At 70.5% G+C, this 23,276-nt stretch carries 19 protein-coding genes; 8 read left to right on the top strand and 11 right to left on the bottom strand.

Annotated features, from left to right (window positions below):
* The first annotated feature begins 28 nt into the window (after positions 1-28).
* The 5 genes from OU994_RS19050 to OU994_RS19030 all read left to right on the top strand — a co-directional run bounded on the left by OU994_RS19050 (position 29) and on the right by OU994_RS19030 (position 4,421).
* Positions 29-325: a hypothetical protein gene (locus OU994_RS19050; protein WP_281607181.1), complete on the top strand. Its 297-nt coding sequence runs from the start codon at positions 29-31 to the stop codon at positions 323-325.
* A gap of 330 nt (positions 326-655) precedes the next feature.
* The gene (locus OU994_RS19045) at positions 656-1,120 is read left to right on the top strand and encodes a helix-turn-helix domain-containing protein (protein WP_281607180.1); all 465 of its coding nucleotides are present in this window, start codon (positions 656-658) and stop codon (positions 1,118-1,120) included.
* A 159-nt stretch (positions 1,121-1,279) separates the two neighbouring features.
* Entirely contained in the window at positions 1,280-1,684 is a 405-nt protein-coding gene (locus OU994_RS19040; RefSeq protein WP_281607179.1) for a KGG domain-containing protein, read from the top strand.
* A gap of 303 nt (positions 1,685-1,987) precedes the next feature.
* Positions 1,988-3,403 carry a sorbosone dehydrogenase family protein gene (locus tag OU994_RS19035; protein WP_281607178.1) on the top strand — a complete coding sequence of 472 codons (1,416 nt, stop codon included), beginning with the start codon at positions 1,988-1,990 and terminating at the stop codon, positions 3,401-3,403.
* Positions 3,404-3,518: 115 nt separating this feature from the next.
* Complete coding sequence (locus OU994_RS19030) at positions 3,519-4,421, top strand: ferritin-like domain-containing protein (protein ID WP_281607177.1); 903 nt, start codon at positions 3,519-3,521, stop codon at positions 4,419-4,421.
* Between the two features lie 36 nt (positions 4,422-4,457).
* Here the strand turns inward: OU994_RS19030 and OU994_RS19025 are convergent, their stop codons facing one another.
* Positions 4,458-7,139, bottom strand: coding sequence for an EAL domain-containing protein (locus tag OU994_RS19025; protein ID WP_281607176.1), 2,682 nt, complete (start codon positions 7,137-7,139; stop codon positions 4,458-4,460).
* A 271-nt stretch (positions 7,140-7,410) separates the two neighbouring features.
* Here OU994_RS19025 and OU994_RS19020 point away from each other — a divergent pair, with 271 nt between their 5' ends.
* Positions 7,411-8,712 (top strand): sugar MFS transporter, encoded by a 1,302-nt coding sequence (locus tag OU994_RS19020; RefSeq protein ID WP_281607175.1) that lies wholly within the window; start codon positions 7,411-7,413, stop codon positions 8,710-8,712.
* 192 nt (positions 8,713-8,904) lie between these two features.
* Here OU994_RS19020 and OU994_RS19015 read toward each other — a convergent pair whose 3' ends face one another.
* From OU994_RS19015 to OU994_RS18970, 10 genes are all read right to left on the bottom strand, one after another.
* Complete coding sequence (locus OU994_RS19015; protein ID WP_281607174.1) at positions 8,905-10,026, bottom strand: DUF1624 domain-containing protein; 1,122 nt, start codon at positions 10,024-10,026, stop codon at positions 8,905-8,907.
* A gap of 10 nt (positions 10,027-10,036) precedes the next feature.
* The gene (locus OU994_RS19010) at positions 10,037-12,124 is read right to left on the bottom strand and encodes a TonB-dependent siderophore receptor (RefSeq protein ID WP_281607173.1); all 2,088 of its coding nucleotides are present in this window, start codon (positions 12,122-12,124) and stop codon (positions 10,037-10,039) included.
* A gap of 102 nt (positions 12,125-12,226) precedes the next feature.
* On the bottom strand, positions 12,227-12,577 hold the full coding sequence (locus OU994_RS19005; RefSeq protein WP_281607172.1) for a hypothetical protein: 351 nt from the start codon (positions 12,575-12,577) through the stop codon (positions 12,227-12,229).
* A 104-nt stretch (positions 12,578-12,681) separates the two neighbouring features.
* Positions 12,682-13,305 carry a response regulator transcription factor gene (locus tag OU994_RS19000; RefSeq protein WP_281607171.1) on the bottom strand — a complete coding sequence of 208 codons (624 nt, stop codon included), beginning with the start codon at positions 13,303-13,305 and terminating at the stop codon, positions 12,682-12,684.
* 1 nt (position 13,306) lies between these two features.
* Positions 13,307-14,050, bottom strand: coding sequence for a sensor histidine kinase (locus OU994_RS18995; protein WP_281607170.1), 744 nt, complete (start codon positions 14,048-14,050; stop codon positions 13,307-13,309).
* Positions 14,051-14,153: 103 nt separating this feature from the next.
* Positions 14,154-14,540, bottom strand: a complete 387-nt coding sequence (locus OU994_RS18990) for a response regulator transcription factor (protein WP_281607169.1) — start codon at positions 14,538-14,540, stop codon at positions 14,154-14,156.
* Between the two features lie 353 nt (positions 14,541-14,893).
* Positions 14,894-15,499, bottom strand: a complete 606-nt coding sequence (locus OU994_RS18985) for a response regulator transcription factor (RefSeq protein WP_281607168.1) — start codon at positions 15,497-15,499, stop codon at positions 14,894-14,896.
* Positions 15,496-16,566 (bottom strand): sensor histidine kinase, encoded by a 1,071-nt coding sequence (locus OU994_RS18980; RefSeq protein WP_281607167.1) that lies wholly within the window; start codon positions 16,564-16,566, stop codon positions 15,496-15,498. Before OU994_RS18980 ends, OU994_RS18985 begins: the two co-directional genes overlap by 4 nt.
* Positions 16,567-16,752: 186 nt before the next feature.
* A complete protein-coding gene (locus OU994_RS18975) occupies positions 16,753-19,464 on the bottom strand; it encodes a sulfite reductase flavoprotein subunit alpha (protein ID WP_281607166.1) in 2,712 nt (903 codons plus the stop codon).
* Positions 19,465-19,578: 114 nt separating this feature from the next.
* Positions 19,579-20,025, bottom strand: a complete 447-nt coding sequence (locus OU994_RS18970) for a DUF3224 domain-containing protein (protein ID WP_281607165.1) — start codon at positions 20,023-20,025, stop codon at positions 19,579-19,581.
* A gap of 55 nt (positions 20,026-20,080) precedes the next feature.
* Between OU994_RS18970 and OU994_RS18965 the strand changes: the two genes are divergently transcribed.
* Positions 20,081-20,905, top strand: coding sequence for an AraC family transcriptional regulator (locus tag OU994_RS18965; RefSeq protein WP_281607164.1), 825 nt, complete (start codon positions 20,081-20,083; stop codon positions 20,903-20,905).
* A gap of 57 nt (positions 20,906-20,962) precedes the next feature.
* A complete protein-coding gene (locus tag OU994_RS18960) occupies positions 20,963-23,164 on the top strand; it encodes an ATP-binding protein (protein ID WP_281607163.1) in 2,202 nt (733 codons plus the stop codon).
* Positions 23,165-23,276: the final 112 nt, after the last annotated feature.

Raw genomic sequence — 23,276 nt, 5'->3', positions numbered from 1 at the left:
GGGGAGCACCCGGTACCCATGCGGAACCATGCGCTACGTGACACGGGCCGACCTGGTCCGCAGCGCCGGACTGCTGGGGGCCGCGTACACCTTCAACGACAGCGCGCCCGCCGACGAACAGGTGCTGCACGGCCAGTTCGACACGCTGAAGCTGCGCCCCGGCCTGATCCTGCACGCGGCCTGCGTGCGCGACCTGCGCACCATGGACACCAGCAACCAGCTGGACCCGGCCGTGAAGATCGTGCTGCTGGTCGACGGCGCCACCGACCTGTCGTTCGGCCACCACCGCTTCCAGCTGGGGCCGCGCTCCGCCGATCCGGCCTAGCGGACCAGCGGGGCGCTCGTCAACCTGGCCGAGGAAGACCTGTTCGCGCGGCGCTGGCAGGCCGGCCGCACCGAACGCAAGGTCAGCCTGACGCTGACGCCGGAGTGGATCGAAGAGGGCGGACTGGCGGCCCACGGCGACCATGCCGCGCTGCGCGCCTTTTGCCGCGAACACCTTGCGCGGCAGCCCTGGACGCCGTCCGCACGGGCCCGTGACCTGGCGCGGGCCATCCTCGAACCGGCATCGTTCGAGCCGGGCCTGCACCGCCTGCGGCTGGAAGCGCGCTGCCTGGAGCTGGCGGCCGAAGCGCTGGCGGCGGTGGGTGAGCACGTGCCCGGCACGCCCGCGCTGCGCGAGATCGACCGGCGGCGCCTGCGCCGGCTCGATGAGTTGCTGCATGCGGCGGCCAGCGACGCCCTGCCGAACATGCCGAACATGCCGACCCACGCGCCATCGGCGGCCGTGCCTTGCATGTCGGGGTTGTCCACGCCGGGGCTGTCGATATCAGCGCTATCCATGGCCGATATCGCGCGCGCCATCGGCACCAATCCCGTGTCCCTGCAGGCCTTGACACGGCGCGCCTGGGGATGCTCCGTGTTCGAGCGCCTGCGCATGCTGCGCCTGGAGCGGGCGCACGACGTGTTGATGCGCGGTGGCAGCGTGGCCGACGCGGCCGCGGTGGCGGGATACTCGGCGGCCACCAATTTCGCCACCGCCTACCGGCGCCGCTATGGCTGCACGCCGCGGCAGGCCGCCCGCGGGCGCGCGGCATCACCTGTTGCAAACGTTGAGTGATCGTTCCGACCCGGCCGTGGCGCGCAGTCCTACGTGCCGGTAAGGGCAGGGCTTATAAAAAATCCCGCGGGACCGGCCTACCATGGCGGCTCCTTCAAGCGAACTGCATCACCAGGTCGCATGAAGGATCTGAATGTTCAACTCAACAAGGAGATCATCATGGCAGCCAATCGTTCGAACAACAACAATCCGCAAGGCAACAACCAGCACACGCAAAACCGCGGCAACAGCCAGTCGGGCAACGGCGGCAACAGCCAGTCCGGCACCAGCAACCGCGGCTTTGCATCGATGGATCCGCAGCGCCAGCGTGAAATCGCCTCGGAAGGCGGCCGTGCCGCCCACGCCTCGGGCAACGCCCACGAGTTCACGTCGGAAGAAGCACGCCGCGCCGGCCAGATGAGCCACAAGAACGACGGCAACCGCCAGAGCGCCTCGAGCGGCAACAGCCAGTCGGGCAACCGCGGCAACAGCCAGTCCGGTAACCAGGGTGGCCGCGGCACGCAGGGCGGCTCGCCAGAACAGCACGCCGCCGCCGGCCGCCAGAGCCACAAGAACGACCGCTGATCGGTGAGCTGGCCAGTGGTTGGCCAACAAGCTGGCCAATAAGCCGGTCATGCATCAGCCGCCTCCGGGCGGCTTTTTTGCGCCCGGACCGGGCGTGATTTTGATCGTTGGAAAGAGCGGATCTTCGCAGGCAATATTGCATCGGAAAAACGCAGCGAAAACTCGACACTTTACGCACGGGACAGCAGAGCATGCTTGTGTGACTAGCGGTAGTGGAGCATGATTTTCCAGCATTCGCGCCACCCATCAGTTCCTGGTTTTCCTTGTTTTCCCCCGATTGCCACATCCAAGACGGAGACCGCCATGACCAGCAGACCTATTCGCCCGCTGTCCCTTGCACCTTCCATCGCCGCTGTTTGCGCTACCACGACCTTTGCCGCCACCCTTGCCGCCACCCTCGCCGCACCCGCCGCGCTGGCCCAGAACACCCCGATCGCCGATCCGATACCAGGCACGCTGCCCGCCAGCGCCGTCAGCGTGTCGCTGCGTCCGCTGCTGGCGGGCCTGACGGCACCCGTCGCCGGCGCGGTGGCACCGGGCGAACCGGACTTCCTGTATATCGTGGACCAGGTCGGCAAGATCGTGAAAGCGCCGGTGCGGGGCGCGGTGTCCAAAGGCTCGTCGGCCCTGTTCCTCGACGTCGCCAGCCGGCTCGTGCCGCTCAACGAGCGCGACGAGCGTGGCTTGCTGGGGCTGGCCTTCCATCCGGACTACGCGACCAATGGCCGCTTCTACCTGTACACGTCGGAGCCGGCGCTGGGCACGGCGGACTTTTCCACGCTGCCGGCCGGCACGGCGCCGGCCTACCATAACGTGGTGTCCGAATGGCGCGTGGCCAATCCGGGCAGCGCCAGCCCGGTCGTCGATCCGGGCAGCGCGCGCGTGCTGATGCGCATCGCCAAGCTGCAGGGCAACCATAACGGCGGCGCGCTGGCGTTCGGGCCCGACCGCATGCTCTACATCTCGCTCGGCGATGGCGGTGGCGGCGACGACCAGGGGCCGGGCCACGCGCCGGAAGGCAATGGCCAGAGCCTGGCGCCGGGCAACGTGCTGGGCAAGATCCTGCGCATCGACCCGCTCGGCAGCAATGCCGCCAACGGCGCCTACGGCATCCCGGCCGACAATCCGTTCGTGGCCCGCGAGGGCGCCGATGAAATCTTCGCGTATGGCTTGCGCAACCCGTTCCGCATGGCCTTCGATGGCGAAGGCCGGCTGTGGGCCGGCGACGTGGGGCAGGGCGCGATCGAGGAAGTCAACATCATCGTTTCCGGTGGCAACTACGGCTGGCGCATCAAGGAAGGCAGCTTCCTGTTCGACGCCAACGGCAGCGCCCCGGGCTTCATCCACACGGCCAGCCCCGGCGCCCCGGCCAACCTGGTCGATCCGCTGGCCGAATACGATCACTCGGACGGGGTCGGGCAACCGACGCTGCGCCGCGCGGTCATCGGCGGATATGTCTACACGGGCACCTCGATCCCGCAACTGAGCGGCCAGTACGTCTTCGCCGATTATGTCGGCGACGACGGCACGGGCAAGCTGATGACGCTCGGCGTGCGCAACCAGGTCGAGCGGCTGATCGCGCCGAAACGCGACCCGCTCGGCATGCCGGTGCTGGGCATGGCGCAGGATACCGCCGGCGAGCTGTACGTGCTGGGCAACGCCACCGGCACCACGCGCGGCAATACCGGCGTGGTGCTGCGCATCGCTCCCCAGCGCTGACGGCGCGGCGGGGCCCATGCCGGCCATCCGGCACGGGCCCTGTGCCCCGATCCGCGGCGCGCCTGCCGCGGCTTTGCTACACTCCCGCCTTTTGCCTTCGCACGAGGTGTTTCCCATGCCGTCATCCAGCATGCCGCCATCCCCCACGCCGCCATCCCGCTCTTCGCCATCCCACTCTTCGTCATCGGACCCGTCGTCGTCTCCCGAACTGCGCGCCTGGGCGCTGCGCTGCCTGCTCGACACCGACCCGGTCGCGAAAACTGGCGAAGTAGCGCGCATGGCGGCCGCCTGGGCTGACGGCGCCTGTGCGCTCGACGCCGGCGCCGCGCTGGCCGATTCGCCGGCGATCCCGGGGCGGCCGGCACGCCCCGAGCTGGTCTCGCCGGCCAGCGTGGGCCGCCGCTCGATGGCCACCGCGGAAGGGCGCGCGATGCTGATCCACGCGCTGGCCCACATCGAATTCAATGCCGTGAACCTGGCGCTCGACGCGCTGTGGCGCTTTCCCGGCATGCCCGAGCAGTACTACGCCGACTGGCTGCGCGTGGCGAACGAGGAAGCCACTCACTACCGGCTGCTGGCTGCCCACCTGGCCACGCTGGGGCACGCGTACGGCGACTTCCCGGGCCACGACAGCCTGTGGGAAATGGTGCACAAGACGCGCGGCGACATCACGGCCCGGATGGCGCTGGTGCCGCGCACCCTGGAAGCGCGCGGGCTGGACGCGGTGCCGCCGATGCGCGCCAAGCTGGCGCAGGCGGGCGACCGCGTTGCGGCGGAAATCCTCGACATCATCCTGCGCGATGAAGTGGGCCACGTGGAGATCGGCAACCGCTGGTACCGCTGGCTATGCGAAGGGCAGGGGCTGGAACCCTACGGCACCTACGACGAGCTGGTGGAGAAGTACCGCGCGCCGGTGCTGAAAGGCCCGTTCAACCTGGAGGCGCGGCGCCTGGCCGGCTTCACGGAGGAGGAGATGGCGCGTTTCGCGGCGCTGTCCGGCGCCCGGACGAAGCAGTAGCGGCCGGGGCGCGCCGGGCGGCCCGGCACCATGCGCTCAGTGCATGGCCGCCTGCCGCCGCCGGATCTCGTGCTGCACGCCCACCGCGTCGAGCGGCGAGGCGATGTAATACCCCTGCAGCTCGTCGCACTGCAGGCGCGCCAGCAAGTCGGCCTGCTCGGGCCGCTCGACGCCTTCCGCCACCACCTTCATCCCCAGCGCGTGGGCCATCGTGATGATGGCGGTGAACAGGATTTCCCCCTGGCCGTCGCCGCCCAGCCGGTGGGTAAACGACTTGTCGACCTTGAGCAGGTCGAAATCGAGCTGCTGCAGCATCGACAGCGAGGAGTAGCCGGTGCCGAAATCGTCGACCAGCAGGCGGATGCCCAGCGCGTGCATGGCCTGCAGGCGCTCGGACGTGCGCACCGGGTCGCGGATCATGGTCGATTCGGTCAGCTCGATCTCCACCCGGTCGGCGGGAATGCCGTGCCGCTCCAGCGACTGCAGGAACAGGGCATGCATGTCGCGCTCGTTGAACTGCCGGCTCGAGACATTGATCGACACCGGTACCGGCGCGCAGCCGTCGCGTGTCCAGGCGGCGATCTGGGCGCACACGCTGTCCACCACCAGCTCGCCGAGCGGGACGATCATGCCGGTTTCCTCGGCCAGCGGGATGAACTCGTCCGGGTACAGCAGGCCGGCGGTGGGATGGTTCCAGCGCACCAGCGCTTCCAGGCTGGCGACGCGCTGCGTGGCGGCTTCCACGCGCACCTGGTAATGCATCACGAATTCGTTGGCGGCGATGGCGGCCTGCAGTTCCCGTTCGCGCTGCTTGCGTTGCCGCATCGCCCCGTAGAACGCCGGGTCGAAGAACTGGTAGCCGTTCTTGCCGCGCGTTTTCACCTCGTACATGGCGATGTCGGCGTGGCGCAGCAGCGTGTCGACGTCGTGCGCATCGCCGGGGCACATGCTGATGCCGACCGAGGCGCCGACGCTGGCGGTGCCCGCGCCGATCGCGATACCGGCATGGAAGGCCTGCAGCACGCGCGCCGCCACCTGCGCCGCCTCGCCGGTGCCGTTCAGGTTTTCCAGGATGACGATGAATTCGTCGCCGCCCAGCCGCGCCACATGGTCCCCCGGGCGCACCGCCACCTTCAGGCGGCGCGCCACGATGCGCAGCAATTCGTCGCCGGCGGCGTGGCCGAAGGTGTCGTTGACGGCCTTGAAACCGTCCAGGTCGATGAACAGCACGGCCAGCAGCCTGCCGCCGGCCTGCGCGCGGGCCACCGCCTCGGGCAGGCACTTGCCCACCCACGCCCGGTTCGGCAGGCCGGTCAGCACATCCTCGAAGTTCTTGCGCTCCAGGTTCGACAGGTGGGCCCGTTCCAGCGTCACGTCGCGCAGCGTCACGGCCAGCACGTCGCCGGAGCGCCGCACCTTGACGCGCACGCAGGTGGTCTCGCCGCCGAACGTCGATTCGATGTCGCCCTCGGCGCTGCCTTGCTCCATCGCCTGCGCCAGCAATGCCACGGCCGGTTCGACGGGGATTTCGCGGCTCAGCGCGGAAACCCGCTTGCCGATCAGCGCCTCGCGCGTGCTGTGCGACAGCGCCGCGCCCTGTTCGTTGCAGTCGATCGTGACATAGTCGACGATCCGTCCGTTCGCGCCGAACACCGGCGCGGTGATGAAGAAGCCCTCGGTACTGGCCTCGGTGGCCTTGCGGTAGGCATCCTGCGCCACCGTCAGCCGGTAGCGCTGCAGCGCCAGGCGGCCGGACAGCGCCATGCCGACCAGCACGAAGATCAGCAGTGCCACGGAGGCGCCGACGGCGGTCTGGCGCGAGGCCCGCTCGCGCTCGCGCACCAGGGCCAGCGCATGCGGCTGGTCGGCCCCGGCCAGCACCATCAGCGGGAAACCTTCGACCGCCTGCCAGCCCACGTAGCGGCCGACCCCGTCGCCGAATTCGGCGCCGCGGACGAATGCGCTGCCGCTGCTGCTGGTCAGCGCCTGCTGCAGCGGCGGCGGCAGCAGCTGGATGCGGCGGAATGCCTCGCCCAGCTTGAAGGCGCGCACCGTGCCGTCGCTGCCCACGGCGGCCAGGAAGCCGTGGCTGCCCAGGTGGCCGTCATCGTACTCCGCGATCAGGTTGGCGGGATCGATCGACACCACGGCCACGCCGGCGAATTCGCCGTCCCGGTCGAGCAGCTTGCGGGAGAAACGCACCATGTAGCGCATGCGGGTCCGGTCGGGCAGCGGCATGCCGATGAACATGTCGTCCGCGGCGCGCAACTGCTGGGAAGCGAAGAAGGGCAGCTCGGCAACCCGGGCCAGCTCGTCGGCGGCCCACAGGCCGTTCGCATTGGTCATGCGCAGGCGCGCGTTCGCGTCGAACACGCTGATGCGCAGCGGCATGCCGGCCGGATCGACCATCTTGCCGAACTGGTCGAGCTTCATGGCGCCATCCAGCGCCTGCCACTGCACGCGGATCATCGTCAGCACCTGGTCGATCATGCCAAGGTTGGCCCGGGACTGCGTAGCGCCATCCTGGGCGACCTTCAGCGTGGCGGCCAGCACCTGGTGCTCGGCGGCGGCCAGTTCGCGGCTGAAGTTGTTGAGCAGGAACAGCCAGGAGGCACCGGCGATCAGCAGCCCGGCCACCGGCCACAGCAGGATGAACACCAGGTAGGGGCGCAGGGCCGCCCAAGGGGGCGGGCGCAAGCTGGCGAACCTGAAGGGCATGGAAAGTCCGGTAATGGAAGGCGCCCGCGGGTACGCTGGCGCCATGAAAGCCGATATTCATCGCAGGATACACCTGTTGGCCCGGCCGCACGGCCGCGCATTGTACGGAACGCAACAATATCGGCGCCGCGGCGCCCGAAACGCCCGCCCGGACGGAAAAATAATGGCCGAGATATCATGAATCGATATAGCGGCCATCATTAATGGAATTGGTCAATCGGCAACCCCGGCCCTACGATACGTGCTTTTATTCTCCGACAAAGGAACCTTCGTGGCCGGCCCAATCACCTCCGCAGGCGCGACACTGGATGGACAGGCCGCCTCGCCTGCCAGCTACAAGTCGGCGCTCTCGCTGCTCGCGAGCCTGTTCTTCATCTGGGGCTTCATCACCGTCATCAACAACACGCTACTGCCGCACCTGCGCAGCGTGTTCGAGCTCAGCTATACACAGACGACGCTGATCGAATCGGTCTGGTTCATCGCCTACTTCGTCGCGTCGATCCCGTCGGCGCGGCTGATCGAGCGGGTCGGCTACAAGAAGGCGATGGTGGTCGGCCTGTGCATCATGGCCGCCGGCGCGCTGGGCATGATCCCGGCGGCGCGGCTGCCGTCGTACGCCGTGACGCTGGTCGCGCTGTTCGTCATCGCCTGCGGCATCACGCTGCTGCAGGTGGCGGCCAACCCCTACGTGGCCGTGGTGGGCCCGCCGCAGACGGCATCGGCGCGCCTGAACCTGGTGCAGGCCTTCAACTCGCTGGGCACCATGTTCGCGCCGCTGTTCGGCGGCTACCTGATCCTGGGCCGCTCCACCAGCGGCACCGCCGAGGCGGGCCAGGTGCTGACCCAGGCCGAGCGCCTGGCCGATGCGCAGGCCGTGCAGCTGCCCTACCTGATCGTGGCGGCCGTGCTGGTGCTGCTGGCCGTGATCATCGCGCGCTACCCGCTGCCGGCGATGACGTCGCGCCGCGTGTCGAAGGAAGAGCGCGGCGCCCATTCGCTGTGGAAGCACCGCAACCTGGTGTTCGGCATCCCGGCCATCTTCATCTACCTGATCGCCGAGATCGGCGTGGCCAACCTGTTCATCAATTTCGTGTCGCAGCCGGACATCGGCAACCTGACGCACGAGGGCGCCTCGCATTACCTGTTCCTGCTGTGGGGCGGCATGATGGTGGGCCGCTTCGCCGGCAGCGTGCTGATGCGCTCGATCCCGGCCGAGCGCGTGCTGGCCGGCGCCGCCATCGGCGCCTTCATCGTGATGCTGGTCGCCACCTTCGCCTCCGGCCCGACCGCGATGTGGGCGCTGGTGGCCGTGGGCCTGTTCCACTCGGTGATGTTCCCCACCATCTTCACGCTGGGGATCCGCGGGCTGGGGCCGCTGACCGAAGAAGGCGCCGGCCTGCTGATCATGGCGATCGCCGGCGGTGCCCTCGTCGTCGTGCAGGGCTGGCTGGCCGACATGTACGGCCTGCAGATGTCGTTCCTGCTGACCGTCGTGTGCGAGCTGTACATCCTGTTCTATGCGCTGTGGGGGGCCAAGCCCACCAATGCGTTTCCGGATACGCAGGTTAGCTGATGAGGCCGTGTCATGGTGCCTGGAGGGAGTAATGCCTTGCATGGCATTACCGCATTGCAGGCGAGGAGCAGGGCTCCTCGAAACCCCTGCAATGGAATGGAGTAATGCCTTGCATGGCATTACCGCATTGCAGGCGAGGAGCAGGGCTCCTCGAAACCCCTGCAATGCCACCCTGACACGGCCTCGGCAATGCTAGAAGTACTTCACCCACGCCTTGCCGCTGCTGCGCTTGTACTGCCCGAACCAGCGTGTCGGCCAGTACAGCGCCACCGCCAGCAACGCGCTCGCCAGCCACACCTGCCAGACGTGATCGAGGTCGGCGCGCGGCACGTCCAGCATGAAGGCGGCGATCCGCTGCAGCACCAGCAGCGCGTACAGGTGCAGCAGGTAGTAGAACATCGGGGCGCCGCCGAACACGGCGGCAATCCCGCTCCACCGCATCGGCCGCTCGACGAGCGCCAGCACGATGCATCCCACGCCCAGGGTCAGCAGGATGAAATCCAGCGACGGAGGGTACTTGGTAAAATTGACGAATGACATCGCGGTCCGCAGCGGGTCGGCGTGCGCGGTCCACGGCACCGGTTCGCCATAGCCGTTCAGGCCGCGCAGCAGTGCGAGCAGCACGAGGCAGGCGGCGCCGATGCCGGTCAGCCGGCGGCGCCGCAGCGCGGGCGACATGGCGCGCGCATACAGGGGGCCGGCCGCATAGCCGAGCAGGATCACGCCGACCCAGGCCAGCAGCGGGTAGCTGATCTTTACCCGCGGCGGGCCGTCGAGCAGGAAGCCGCGCTGTTCGAGGATGGTCCATGCCGCCGCGGCCAGCGTCCCCGGCTCAGGCGCGAACGACAGCGCATCGTGGCCGGCCACGATGGCCGCGCCCAGCAGTCCGAGCAGGAGCAGCGGCAGCTTGTGCAGCAGCGCGAGCGCCAGCATCGCCAGCCCGATCGCCCAGATCACCTGCAGGTACAGCGTCGACGGCGCGAGCGAGCCGGTCCAGGCGAAGTTGACGACGGTGAGTTCCAGGCCGACCAGCAGCAATCCCCGTTTGGCGAGGAAGCCGGTGGCATGGCGCGGGCCGGACGGCGGGTTGGCATACAGCCAGGCCGCCAGGCCGGTGAGGAAGACGAACATCGGCGCGCAGAAATGCGCGGCGATGCGGGAGAAGAACAGCGCCGGGTCGGTCGCCGCGGCGTCCATCGGGTCGCCCACCTGGTGCTGCAGGACGAAGGTTTCGCGTACGTGGTCGACCGTCATCAGCAGCATGACGATGCCGCGCGCGATGTCGATCGAGGCGATCCGGTTCGAATGGTTCAAGCGTCTGTCCTCAGAATACGTACGTGGCGGTCAGGGAGGCGGTGCGGGTGCTGCCAGGGGCGACCCACAGCCGGCTGTAGGAGCTGGCGTAATAGCGGCGGTCGAACAGGTTGTCGACGTTGACGGCCAGCTTCAACCGCGGCGCCGGGCGCCAGGTCGCCAGCAACCGCGCGGTGGTGTACCCGGGCAGCATGAAGCCGGAGGAAGTCGCCACGTCGCCACGGCGCTCGCCCACATACGACAGTCCGCCGCCGATGCTGGCCACCGCGTTGCCCGCCACCAGCAGCACATTGGCGCTGTGCCGCGCTACGTTCGGTAGGCGGCTGCCGGTGGGGATGGCCGCGTCGCCGCGGGTGACCTGCGCATCGGTGTACGCATAGGCACCGGACAGGCGCACGCCGCGCGCCAGTTCGCCGGACACGTCGAGCTCGACGCCCTGGCTGGCCACCTCGCCGGCCGCGATCGCGAAATCGGTGTTGGCGGGGTTCGTCGTCAGCACGTTTTCCTTGTCGATGCGGTACAGCGCCAGCGTGCCGGCCAGGCCGCCGCGGGTTTCCGCCTTCGCGCCCAGTTCATAAGCGATGCTGCGCTCGGCGGGGAACGCCTGGTTGTCGACGCTGATGCCGCTGTTGGGGCGGAAGCCGCGCGCCGCGCTGGCGTACAGCGACAACGCGCCGGTCGGCTGCCAGACGATGCCGGCGCGCGGACTGGTGGCCGACAGCGCCTGCGCGTTGACGGCCGCCGTGCGGTGGTTGATCACGGTTTGCCGGTAGCGGTCGTGCCGCACGCCGAGCAGCATCTTCCATTGCTCGCCCAGGGCAAGCTGGTCCTGCGCGTAGACGGCATGGGCGCGCTGGTGTTCCAGCGTATCGACCGACACGGCCAGCGGAGCGGCCGTGCCGCCATGGACGGGCGCATACAGGTCGATCGCGTACGGGTTCGCGGCCGAAGGATTGCGGCGCAGCTGGAGGCGGGTGTCGTCGAACTTGTAGGCGTCCACGCCGACCAGCAGCGCATGCCGCATGCCGAAGACGCTGGCGCTGCCCAGCAGCTCGGCGCGCACCGAGCGGTCGGTGGCGGACCAGTCGCGGAAGCGCTGCTGGCGCCGCAGGGTATGGCCGTCCGGCAGCACGTCGTTGGCTTCCGTCGAATAGCCGGCCAGCGAGCTGTCGCGGTAGGCGGCGCCGCCCTGCAGCGACCAGCCATTGCCCAGGCCATGCTGGACGAACACCTGGTGGCCCAGCGACTTCACGGTGATCGGCCCATCGGCCGGTTCGCCGAGGAAGCTCTCCACCGGTACCTCGGGGCGGCCATCCGGCACCGGGATGCCGCGGTCGAACGGCGAGCGCTGGCGCGACGCTTCCACTTCGTAGGACACGGTGGTGTCCGGCCCGGCCATCCACAGCAGCGATGGCGCAAGGTAGTCGCGGTCCGTGTGCAGGCCGCGGAAGTTGTCGCCGCCCTGGTGCGCGGCATTCAGGCGGTACGCCACGGATTGCGACAGCGGCCCGGTGAGGTCGGCGGCCACGCGCCGCGTCGCATGGCTGGCCACGCCCGCTTCCAGTGCGTAGCGCGGCGTGAAGCGGGGCTTCTTCGTGAGGATGTTGACGGTGCCGCCCGGCTCGCCGCGGCCATACAGCGCCGACGCCGGGCCTTTCAGGACCTCGACCGCCTGGGTGCCGGCGATGTCGCGCAGCCCGTTGTAGCCGCGGCTGGCGGAAAAACCGTTGACCATGTAGTCGGAACCGAAATTGGGGTCGCCGGTGAAGCCGCGCATCGCGTAGCTGTCCCACAGGCCGCCGAGGTCGCTCTGGCGGGCGATGCCGCTGGCCAGGTCCAGCGCGCCGGCCAGCGAGGTCACGCCGGCGTCCTGCAGCAGCTCGCCCGCCAGGGTGCGCACGCTTTGCGGCAAGTCCTTCGGCAGCACATCCGTCTTGGTGGCGCCGGCCACGGCCAGCGTGCGGTAGCCGCCGCGCTGGCCCTCGATGACGACAGTGCCGGCATCGGCGGCAAGGGAAGAAGAATGCGGCAGCGCGGTCGCGGCCAGGGCGGCGGCCAGCGCCAGTCGCCGTTTCGTGGAATCGGTGTGGTGGTTCATGGTGTTCCTGTCACCCGGGATGACGGCGCGCGCGGGCGCGCACCGCCAGCCGGGCGTGTCGACGGTGGGAGCCGCGCGGCGCAAGTGAGCGCGCGGCCGGTATCAGCGGGAGGACAGGAACGGCGGCGGTGCCTGGGATGGGGGCAGCAGGTGGTCAGCTGCCGGCGCGGCCGATACGGCGCGCGCGAGCGGGGGCAGCATCCCGAGCAGCGTCCGGGCGGGCGACGCCGCTTCGGGTGGCGTGCCAGGCGGTGCCGTATCCGGATGGGCATGCAGCGCGCAGGCCACGCAATGCTGCGACTTCGCGGCCAGTTCGTGGTCGTGGTGCGCGGCCGCGGCGAACAGCTGGACCAGCAGGATGATGCCGGCCAGCGCGGCGATCAACGGGACCGCCCACGCCGCGAGCCGGCCGCGCGTGGCGCGGCGGTATCGGAAGCGGGGTCGGTCGATCATCGAAATGAGAATGAATTATCAGGAGCACGGGATTGTACCCCATGGCGCTCCCGCCACCAAGCGGCCACCAGGCCGCCCCCGGGCCGCCGCGGTGGACCCGCGTCTCAGTGCGCGAGATCGACGATGCCGCGCCGAACGGCCTCGCGCAGTACCTCGGTGCGGCACGAGGCGCCCATCTTGGCCATGATGTTCTTCACGTGGTACTTGACGGTGCCGGGTGCGATGCCGGCCGCCCGGGCGATCAGCTTGTTCGACAGGCCCTGCGCCAGGAAGCGCAGCACGTCGAGCTCGCGGCCCGTCAGCGCATCGTTGTCCAGGCGCGCGGCGAGGCGGGTGGCCACGTCCGGCGGCACGTAGCGGCGCCCGGCCACCACCGCCTGCAGGCATTCGGCCAGCTGGCTTTCCGGCGCATCCTTGAGCAGGTAGGCGCGGGCGCCGGCGTGCAGGGCGCGGTAGACGTGCTCCTCGCCGTCGGAGCCGGACACCATCACCACCCGCGCCTCGGGGTGGAGTTCGCGGATCGCGTGCAGCGCCTCCAGGCCGCCGACGCGCGGCATCATCAGGTCCATCAGCACCACGTCGGGGCGCATGCGGCGGTACAGGTCGATGGCTTCGGCGCCATCGGCCGCTTCGGCGGTGACGGCGTAGCCGGGCTGGCGGGATACCACGCCGGCCATGCCGAGGCGTACCAGGGGGTGGTCGTCGACCAGCATCACGGATATGGACATGTCATTCTCCTGCGTCGAGTGGAAGGGAAAGGTGGACGGTCGTGCCGCGCCCGGGCGCGCTGTCGACCTGCAGGGCGGCGCCGGCCAGCGCCGCCCGTTCATGCATGCCGCCGATGCCGAAGCCGGCGCGGGGCAGGTGGGGATCGAAGCCTTTGCCATCGTCGCGCACCTGCACCTGCACGCGGCCGGCCCGCACCCGCAGGCGGCACGACACGGTGCGGGCGCGCGCATGCTTGACCGCGTTGCCGACCGCTTCGCGAACGATCATCGCCACCTGTTCGCACGCCGCGGGCGGCAGCACGGCATCGTCGTCGAGCTGCAGGCGCAGGCGGGTGCCGCGGTTGCCGTTTGCCAGCGGCTGGGTGTCCAGCGCCGCGCGGATGGTGGTGCCCAGGCTGGCGGAACGCTGCCGCTGCGGCGCCGTGGCGCGCAGCCGCCGCACGAAATCGCGGGCGCTGGCCAGGCCCTGCTCGGCGGCCAGCATCGCCGTGGCCAGGCAGGCCGACACTTGCGCCGGATCGCCGCTGCCGCTGGCGGCGCGCAGTTGCAGCAGCACGGCGGTGAGGTCCTGGAGCACGATGTCGTGCACGTCGCGGGCGCAGCGCAGGCGCTCTTCGGCGCGCAGCGCCTCGTGCCGTTCATGCTGCGCCTCGTGCCTGTCGTGCAATGCCTCGTGCCGGTCGGCCGGCGTTTCATGGATGGCCGGCATCGGCGGCGCGGCGCGGGGGATCGTCAGCTGTCTCATGGCGACTCGTTGGCTGGGAGTTGGTCGGTGATGCCGGCGGCCTGGTTGCCCGTGCCGCCGTTCATCGTGGATACAGCATAGGGCGGCGTGCCGGAGGCGGAAATCATACGTGGGTATGATCGGGGCCGGCCGCCAGCGCGCGCTCGATGCAGCCGATCAGCGCATCGGCGCGGAACGGCTTGCCGAGCACGCAGGCGGCTCCGGCCTGGGTGGCGCGGCCCTTCACGGCATCCTGCAGGAACGCGGTGATGACGATGAACGGCACCTGGTCGGCGCGGCCGCGCAGCAGCTCGAGCAACTCGATGCCGCTGATGCCGGGCATCTGCAGGTCGGAGATCACCAGGTCCGCCGCGCAGCCGGCCGCGAGGAATTCCTCGGCCGACGCGAACAGCCGGGCGCGCAGGCCCAGCGAGCGTACCAGGCTGCTGACAGCCGTACGCACCGACGCATCGTCGTCGACGATGCAGACTTCCTGATCTGAAAGGGACACTTCGGCTCCTGGTGGTGCAATCGGCAGAAGCTTAGCGGGCGCGGCGGAGGAGGGGAATCATACGTGGGTATAGCGCCTCGGCAAAACCGGTGACGCAAAACCGGTGACAGGCTCGGATTATGTTTCCAAGCAATTCGCAAAACCGGTGACAGGCTCCGATTACGTCTTCGAAACCAGTGACAGGCTCCGAATATTCTTCCAGGCGATTGCGAAACTGAAAACGCAACCGGATACGAGTTACCGAAAGAAGATGAGGTTTCAAACGAAATCGGAGCCTGTCACCGGTTTTTTTTCACCGGTTTCATAATCGGAGCCTGTCACCGGTTTTCGGGTGTCGCGGATGTGCAGGGGCGTCAGCGGAGGTCCAGGGCTTCGGCCATGCGCACGAGGTCGGCGAAGGTTTTGGCCTGCATCTTCTTCATGGCCTGGCCGCGGTGGATCTTGACGGTGATTTCGCTGGTGCCGACTTCGGCGGCGATCTGCTTGTTCATCAGCCCGCGCGCGGCCAGCGCCATGATTTCCCGTTCGCGCGGTGTCAGCGCCTGGTAGCGCTGGCGCAGGCCGGAAAGGGTGGCATGTTCGGTGCGGTCGGCGGCGTCGCGGGCCAGGGCCTGGTTGACGGCGTCGAGCAATTCCTCCACGCGCACCGGCTTGGCGAGGAAGTCGACGGCGCCGGCCTTCATCGCGCGCACCGACATCGGGATATCGCCGAACCCGGTCATGAAGACGACCGGCAGCGCGCAGCCCTGCGACTTCAGCTCGGCGTGCAGGTCCATGCCGCTGTGGCCACCGAGGCGCACGTCCAGCAGCAGGCAGCTGTTGCGGTCGTCGCGGCAGTGGTCCATGAAGTCCGCGACGGAACCGAAAGTGGCCACGTCCATGTCCGCCGAGCGCAACAGGCTCGACAGGGCCTCGCGCAGCGCCGCGTCGTCGTCGACGATGTAGACGAGCGGCTTCATGCGGCAGCCTGCCGGTAGCCCGGCAGCGTGACTTCCAGCGTCGCGCCGGGGCCGCCGGGCACGGCCGCGATGCGCCCGGCATGCGCCTCGACGATGGAGCGGCAGATCGGCAGGCCCATGCCCATGCCGTCCGGCTTGGTGCTGTAGAACGGCTCGAACAGCCGGCCGCACTGGTCGTCGGGGATGCCCGGGCCCTGGTCGGTGACGGCGATGCGCACGCCGTCGCCATGGGTGGACGGCAGCGCCGCCGCGACGAGACGCAGCGTGCCGCCGCGCGGCTCCATGGCCTGCATGCCGTTCATCAGCAGGTTGATCAGCACCTGCTGCAGCTGCACCCGGTCGCCGGGGACGGGCGGCAGGCCGTCCGCCACCTCGACGACCAGCGTGGCGCCATGGCTGGCCAGTTCGCGCTGCAGCAGCGCCGCGCAATCGTGGATGATGCCGGCCAGGTCGACCGGCGCGAACGTGGCTTCGCCCTTTTGCGCCAGCGCGCGGATGCGGCGAATGACTTCGCTGGCGCGGCAGGTGTCGGCCAGCATCCGCTGCAGCGCATGTTCGACTTCCTGCGGGTCGGGCTGCTGGCGGCGCAGCCAGCGCAGCGCCGCTTCGCCATTGGCGGAGATGGCGGCCAGCGGCTGGTTCACCTCGTGGGCGATGGACGCCGCCAGTTCGCCCAGCGTCGTGACCCGCGTCACGTGCGCCAGCTGCATGCGCGACAGCCGCAGCGATTCCTCGCGTTGCAGCAGGCGGGCGGTGGCCTGCGCGCCGGCGTGGGCCAGGTAGCCGCTGATGCCGATCGCCGCTAGGCTGACGGCGCAGCGCGCCAGCGAGGAATTGACGACGCCGAACCAGCTGGTGACCAGGTGCGCGGTGGCCGTCAGCACCAGGCACAGGGCCGTCACCGCCAGCACGCGCGTGGGCCAGACATGGACGGTGGCCAGGACCACGACCACGTACATGACGGCGATCGCGCTGTCCATCGAGGTCAACGCATCGAGCGCGAAAATCGCGGCTGTCAGCAGCACGATGGCCGCCTTCAGCAGGGCGGAGCGCAGGGTACCGGGCATGGCAAGGCAATCACTGGTTGTTGGTTGCCGGCAGTATATGACGGGTGGTCGCCAGGCCGGCCATTCCGGCTGGCGGCCTCCCACCAAAGAGGGAGGCCGGCATGGCGGGATAGGGGTAGTGACGGGATCAAGCCAGGTCAAAACGCGGATGGAACCACGATAAAGCCGGGCCAGTCGAGGACAGGCCTAGTACACGTCGCGCCGGATCCGTCCTTCGGCCGCCAGAAGTTCCACCGTGTCGCGGCCCAGCAGTTCGGCCAGCGCCGCATCGACGCCGCCAGCCATGCCCTGCAGGCTGCCGCAGATGAACAGCACCGCGCCATCGCCGATCCAGGCGCGCAGCAGGCCGGCGCGGGCTCGGAGGCGGTCCTGCACGTAGCCTTCGCCATCGCGTGAAAAGACCAGGTCGAGTTCGGGCAGGAAGCCGGTGGCGGCCCAGCCCTGCACTTCGCGCGCGCACAGGCTGTCGAAAGCACGCTGGCGTTCGCCGAACACCAGCCAGTTGCGCTGGCGGCCGGCGGCCACGCGGGCGCGCAGGTGGCCGCGCAGCCCGGCCAGCCCGGAGCCGTTGCCGATGTAGATGCAGGGCACGTCGGCGTCGACCGGGGCGAAGCCGGGATTGGCCAGCAGCCGTGCGCGCACCGCGGTACCCGGCGCCGCATGGGCCGTCAGCCAGCCCGACGCAAGCCCCAGGCCCTGTTCATGGCGCACCTGCCGTACCAGCAATTCCACCGCGCCATCGGCGGGCAGCGAGGCGATCGAATAGCGGCGCGGTGCCAGCGGCTTCAGCACCGCGGCGCACGCCCCGGCCGAAGCGAAGCGGTGGTCCGCATCGGGCAGTTCGCTGGTGGCCAGCAAGCCGGCCAGCGTGTGCTCGCCGACGACGGCCCGGCCATCCAGCCCGGACTGCGCCAGCCACGCCTGCACCACCGTGCCGGCATGGCGCGCCTCGATCTCGAGCAGGGCGCCGGGCAGCCAGCCGGCCGCCGCGGCGTCCCCGTCCGACTCGAGCCGCACTTCATGCAGCGGGGCGCCCAGGCTGCCGGGGTTCAGCAACGTGCGTTCCGCCAGGGTCCAGGTCTGCCATGGCGCGCCTGCGCCGGCGGACACTTCGGCCAGCGGCGCGGCGCCCAGGCAGGCCAGCGCCGCCGACCAGCGCGCCACGGCCGCTTCGTCGCCATTGTCCACTTCGACCGGCGCGAACAGGCGCGTGGCGCCCAGCGCCGCCAGGCGTTCATCCAGCGCGCGGCCGAAGCCGCAGAAGCGCGCGTAGGCGCTGTCGCCCAGGGCCAGCACGGCGTAGCGCAAGCCCGGCAGGCGGTCGTCCCGTTCGGCCAGCAGGCGGGCGAAGCGGCGCGCGCCATCGGGCGGCTCGCCTTCGCCATAGCTGCTGGCGACGAACAGCGCTTCGCCGTAGCCGGCCAGGTCGCGCGGCGCCAGCGTGGCCACGGCGCGCACGTCGGCGGGCGTACCGGAGGAGCGCAATGCCGCCGCGGTGCGCAGCGCGAGACTTTCGGCCTGGCCCGTCTGGCTGGCGTAGGCGACCAGCACCGGCGCGACGGCCGCCATGGCCAGCGGGCCGGCCGCCCCGTCGATCGCCTGCAGGCGGGCTCGCTCGGTGCGCGCCGCGCGTGCCTGGCGGCGGCGCTTCAGGTACAGCATCCAGCCCGTCACGGCGAAACCGGGCAGGGCCAGGCTGGCCAGCATCATGGCGATCTGGCCGGGCAGGCCGAAGTAGGTGCCGATGTGGAGCGGATAGAGCGTGGTCAGGGCGCGGGCGCCGGCGGACTTCGCCGCATACGGTTCATGTTTCACCAGCGTGCCGTCCGGCGCGATCGTCATGGCGCCGCGCGCGCGGGGATGGGGCGCGTCGGCGGCCAGCCAGGCTACCTGGATCGGGTCGTCGGGCTTGCCGGTGAAGCGCAGGAAGGCCATCTGCCAGCCCGGCGCGGTGGCGACGAAGGTGTTCCAGGCCGGCGCCAGGTCGACCGGCAAGGCCCTGGCGCGCTGCCCGCCCGGCATCCTGGACGACGCCTTGGCGGGCGCCTCGCGCGGCGGGCGCTTCACGCCGGCCCAGCCATCGACCGTGCTGCGCACCACGTCGAATGCCCAGTAGGCGCCCGTCAGCGTGAAGACCAGGTAGGCGACCAGCGCCCAGGTCCCGGCCACCGCGTGCAGCGCCCACAGGAACGAGCGGCCTTTCAGGCGCGTGTCGAACGTCAGCCAGGTGCGCCAGTTGCGCGCATTGCGGGGCCAGCGCAGGTACAGGCCGGACAGCGCCAGGCCGAACAGGCACAGCGCCAGCGTGCCCGTGACCGGCTTGCCGGTCTCGCGCTCCAGCAGCAGCCAGCGGTGCAGGAATTCGATCCATTCGAATGCTGCCTCGCCGGCCAGGTGCGGCTGCAACGCGCCCGTGTAGGGATGCACGTACACCGATTCGCCGCGCGGCTGCCCCGGCAGCGCCGCCAGGCCGACGCGGGCCGCGGTGCCCGGTGCCGAATACACGATCACCGAGGCGACGCGCCGCTCCGGGTGGGCGGCACGGACCGCCTCGGCCACCTGCTGGGGAGACAGGGCCGGCGCGTTCTGCGCGGGCACGTGGCGCACGCCCGGGTTGGCCAGGTCCAGCATTTCTTCCTTGAACACCAGCAGGGCGCCGCTCAGGCCGATCACGACCAGCACCGTGCCGGCCGTGATGCCGACGAACCAGTGCAGCTGGAACCAGGCCTGCTTCCAGGTCGGCAGGGCCCAGCGGCGCGAAGCGATGGGTTGGGAAGCGGTCGGGCTGGCAGGGGGGCGCTGGCGGGCAGGGAATCGCGTTTCATGATGGGCGCTTGACACGCCGCACCGGCAGGCGCGGGGCGCGGCGGTGGCGGCGGAGGTTCGGGTGACTGGCATTATAGGCGCAATCGCGAGTAATGAGAATCATTCCCGTTGAGGGCGATTTCGGCGCCACGCTGCCGCTGCCCGCCCCTGATTTCCACTGTCATGCGCTGCGCGGCACCCTCCCGGTCAAGGCGCCGGCAGGGTGTAGCGCAGCGTATAGAAATGCTGCTTGCCGGCGATGTCGATGGTGGCGCTGCCCGCGATGCCGGCCAGTTCGCCGGTGCCCGATCCGGGCGCGATCGCGATCGACAGGTCCTGGCGCCCGCCGTGCATGGTGCCGGAGTGCTGCATCACGAAGCTGCCGCGGCGCCCGCCGAGGGTGCCCGTGAAGCGTTCCAGCGCCACATAGCCGGCCGAACCGCTGGCCGGCGCGCCCGCCGTCAGCATCTCGCCCTCGCTGGTGCCGGACAGCGCGCCCTGGAAGGTCTTCGTGAACCGCATGCGCCCCCGTGTATCGTCCGGCGCGGTGCGCACTTCCGGCACGGGCGTGATCGTCACGTCGAAGGTTCCTTTCACCTCGGCCGGGCTGGCGGCCTGGCCGGCGGCGAGCGCGAGGGCGGCAATGGTATGCATGGGGTTCTCCCTGGTTGATAATGGCGCCACTTTAGCAAGCGCGGATGGAGGCGGATTGGAAAAAAACGACAGCGGAGACGATACCCCGAAGGGCATCCTCGACCCGCGGGCGATGGCGCGCCGCTTCGCCCTGCGGCGCCACCCGCCGCCGCCCGCCCTGGCGCCGTTCGTCGAGTACCTGTGGGTGGTCGAATGGGACCTGGGCGGCGCGCCGGCCCAGGTACAGCGCGTGCTGCCGTATCCGCACGCGCACCTCGTGTTCGAGAGCGGGGCCAGCGCGCTGCACGGTATCGTGCGCGGACCGTTCGACAAGGTGCTGGCGGGCAGCGGGCGGGCCGTGGGCGTGCGATTCCGCGCCGGCGGCCAGCGCCCGTGGTGGACCGGCGCCGCCGCGTCGCTCACCGGCCGTATCGTGCCGCTGGCGGAGCTGTCAGGCATCGATGGCGCCGCCGCCGAACACCAGGTGCTGGGCGCGGCCGACGATGCCGGCGTGATCGGCGCGGTCCATGCCTTGCTGGCGCCGGCCGCCGCGGTGGCCCGGCCGGATCCGCGCGCGGCGCTGGCGCAGCAGGCCCTCGACGCGGCCGCGGCGCAGCACGGGCCGGGGTCCGTGGCCATGCTGGCGGCCGCCGTCGGCCTGCCCGAGCGGGGGCTGCAGCGGCTGTTCCGCGACCAGGTCGGCGTGCCGCCGAAATGGGTGGTGCAGCGCTACCGGTTGCAGGAGGCCGCGGCGCTGCTGGCAGGACCCGCCTGCCCGGATCTCGCCGGCCTGGCGCAGCGACTGGGCTTCTTCGACCAGGCCCACCTGACCCGTGCGTTTACCTCGCTGGTGGGCCGCTCGCCACTGGCGTATTGGAAGGGACAAATGGCGGGCGCGTGACGGTGCGGCCGGTATTCGCCCGTTATAATCGGCCTTTTCCTTGGCCGGGCCCGACCCATGCACGATCGCCGCGGCATTACCCTCAGCCTGCGCCATCTGCTGTTACTGCTGACGGCGATCGGCTTCCTGCCGCTGGCGCTGCTCGGCACCTGGGGCCTGATGGCGGCCGCCGACGTGCAGCAGCGCGAGCAGGACCGTTCGATGCTCGAACTGGCGCGGGCGCTGTCGTCGGCCGTCGACGCCGAGCATGACGGCGCCGCCGCGGTGCTGGGCGGCATTGCCAACTCCCCGGCCGTGCGCACCGGGGACCTGCGTGCCTTCCATGAACTGGCCACGCAGCACGCCGCGGCGCAAGCCCAGTGGCTCGGCGTGATCCTGGCCGATGCGGCGGGGCGCCCGGTGTTCCGCACCATGGCGCCGTTCGGCGCGGCGCCGGCATCCGTGGCCGACCCTGCCAGCCTGGCCCGCGCGGCCGCCGGCGATGCACCCGTGGCCGGTGGCGTGATGCGCGGCGCCGGCGGCCGGGTCGCCTTCCCCGTGCGGCTGCCCGTCAACCTGCCCCGCGGCCGGTTCGTGCTGTCCGCCGTCATCGCGCCGGACCGTATCGTCAACGTGATCCGGCGCCAGCGCGCGCCGGACGACTGGGTGATCGCCGTGATGGACCGCGACGGCCGCCGCGTGGCCCGTTCGCGCGAACACGAGCGCTACCTGGGCGGCCTGGCCAGCCCCGGGCTGCAGCGCCTGATGCGTTCCGCGCGGGAGGGCACCGGCGATTCGCGCACCATCGAGGACGTCCCCGTGCGCACGGCGTTCACCACCTCACCGCGCTTGGGCTGGACGGTGGTCGTCAGCCCGCCGACCGCGTCGCTGCGTTCGCCCGTGCTGCGTGGTGCCGTCGTGTACGCGGCGGGCCTGGCGCTGACGCTGGCCACCTGCATCGGGCTGGCGTCGCTGCTGTCGCGCCGCATCGTGCGCCGCATCGACAGCCTGGTGCAGGGCGCCGCCGCGCTCGGTGCCGGCGCGCCGGTGGCGGTGGAGCCGTCACGGGTGCGCGAGATCGGACAGATGGGGCAGGCGCTAGCCGCCGCTGCGGACGCGCGCGACCGGCACGAACGGGAACGTTCGGACCTGCTGGCCTCCCTCGAGCGGGCCGTGGCGTCGCAGGAAGCGGCGCTGGCCGAGGCGCGCGAGGCCGGCCGCGCCAAGGATGAATTCCTGGCGGTGCTGGGGCACGAACTGCGCAATCCGCTCAGCCCGATCGTGGCGTCGCTGGACTTGATGGACTTGCGCGGCGACGTGGGCGCGCAGCGCGAACGCGCCGTGCTGCGGCGCCAGGTGGCGCACCTGAAGCGGCTGGTGGACGACCTGCTGGACGTGTCGCGCATCGCCTCGGGCAAGCTGGAACTGGACTTGCGGCCGGTCGACCTGGCCGATATCGCGCGACAGGCGGCCGCCGCCGCCGCCACCGGCCTGCGCGTGACGCTGCAGGCGCCGCCGTCGCTGTGGGTGGCCGGCGACGACAGCCGGTTGGCCCAGGTGCTGGGCAACCTGCTGTCGAACGCCGGCCGTTTCGGCGGCGGCGACGCGGCCATCACGCTGGAGCAGGTGACCGTGGAAGGCCGGCCGATGGCACGGCTGGCCGTCAGCGACCGCGGCGCCGGCATGGCGCCGGACCTGCTGGCGCGCGTCTTCGAGCCGTTCTACCAGGCGCCCCAGCAACTGGCGCGACGTACCGGCGGCCTGGGGCTCGGCCTGGCCATCGTGCGCAAGATCGTCGAGCTGCACGGCGGCCAGGTGGCGGCGCACAGCCCCGGCCCCGGGCTGGGCAGCACGTTCGAGGTGCTGCTGCCGCTGGCGCAACCGGGCCTGGCTCCCGTCGAGGCGCCGCACGTGCCGGTGCCGCAGGGGCTGCGCGTGCTGCTGGTCGACGACAACGAGGATGCCGCGCGGTCCAGTGCGCTGATGCTGCGCCATATCGGGCTCGATGTGCAGGTCGCCCATACCGCGCACGAGGCGCTGGCTGCGTATGGCGACGGGCCGGTGGACGCCGCGCTGCTCGACATCGGGTTGCCGGACATGGATGGCTATGCGCTGGCGATGGCCTTGCGCGCGGCGGCGGACGGGCGCGCCCTGCGGCTGGTGGCGCTGACCGGCTATGGCCGCAAGGGCGACGTGGCGCGTGCCGCGGCGGCGGGCTTCGACCTGCACCTGACGAAACCGGCATCGCTGGAGGACTTGCGGCGCGCGCTGGCCGCATGATGCTTGAAATAAAGACAAGAACGTGCGCGCCATGCCACCCTCGCTTGGTGTAGCATTTATGGTTTCTTCAACAGGATCGGCATCATGGCGGAACGGGGCACGACGAGGTCGC

The organism is Pseudoduganella sp. SL102 (assembly GCF_027856995.1).
GTDB classification, from domain to species: domain Bacteria; phylum Pseudomonadota; class Gammaproteobacteria; order Burkholderiales; family Burkholderiaceae_D; genus Rugamonas; species Rugamonas albidiflava.
The sequence above is the reverse complement of the archived record's forward strand: the minus strand, read 5'-3'. Positions and strand labels throughout refer to the sequence as shown.

Excerpts from the sequence above, each read along its gene's own strand:
- OU994_RS19030 (WP_281607177.1), top strand. The coding sequence starts at position 3,519 with ATGCCGTCATCCAGCATGCCGCCATCCCCCACGCCGCCATCCCGCTCT.
- OU994_RS18995 (WP_281607170.1), bottom strand. The coding sequence starts at position 14,050 with ATGAGACAGCTGACGATCCCCCGCGCCGCGCCGCCGATGCCGGCCATC.
- OU994_RS18985 (WP_281607168.1), bottom strand. The coding sequence starts at position 15,499 with ATGAAGCCGCTCGTCTACATCGTCGACGACGACGCGGCGCTGCGCGAG.
- OU994_RS18970 (WP_281607165.1), bottom strand. The coding sequence starts at position 20,025 with ATGCATACCATTGCCGCCCTCGCGCTCGCCGCCGGCCAGGCCGCCAGC.
- OU994_RS18960 (WP_281607163.1), top strand. The coding sequence starts at position 20,963 with ATGCACGATCGCCGCGGCATTACCCTCAGCCTGCGCCATCTGCTGTTA.
- OU994_RS19050 (WP_281607181.1), top strand. The coding sequence starts at position 29 with ATGCGCTACGTGACACGGGCCGACCTGGTCCGCAGCGCCGGACTGCTG.
- OU994_RS19040 (WP_281607179.1), top strand. The coding sequence starts at position 1,280 with ATGGCAGCCAATCGTTCGAACAACAACAATCCGCAAGGCAACAACCAG.
- OU994_RS18975 (WP_281607166.1), bottom strand. The coding sequence starts at position 19,464 with ATGCCAGTCACCCGAACCTCCGCCGCCACCGCCGCGCCCCGCGCCTGC.
- OU994_RS19000 (WP_281607171.1), bottom strand. The coding sequence starts at position 13,305 with ATGTCCATATCCGTGATGCTGGTCGACGACCACCCCCTGGTACGCCTC.
- OU994_RS19005 (WP_281607172.1), bottom strand. The coding sequence starts at position 12,577 with ATGATCGACCGACCCCGCTTCCGATACCGCCGCGCCACGCGCGGCCGG.
- OU994_RS19035 (WP_281607178.1), top strand. The coding sequence starts at position 1,988 with ATGACCAGCAGACCTATTCGCCCGCTGTCCCTTGCACCTTCCATCGCC.
- OU994_RS18980 (WP_281607167.1), bottom strand. The coding sequence starts at position 16,566 with ATGCCCGGTACCCTGCGCTCCGCCCTGCTGAAGGCGGCCATCGTGCTG.
- OU994_RS19025 (WP_281607176.1), bottom strand. The coding sequence starts at position 7,139 with ATGCCCTTCAGGTTCGCCAGCTTGCGCCCGCCCCCTTGGGCGGCCCTG.
- OU994_RS19010 (WP_281607173.1), bottom strand. The coding sequence starts at position 12,124 with ATGAACCACCACACCGATTCCACGAAACGGCGACTGGCGCTGGCCGCC.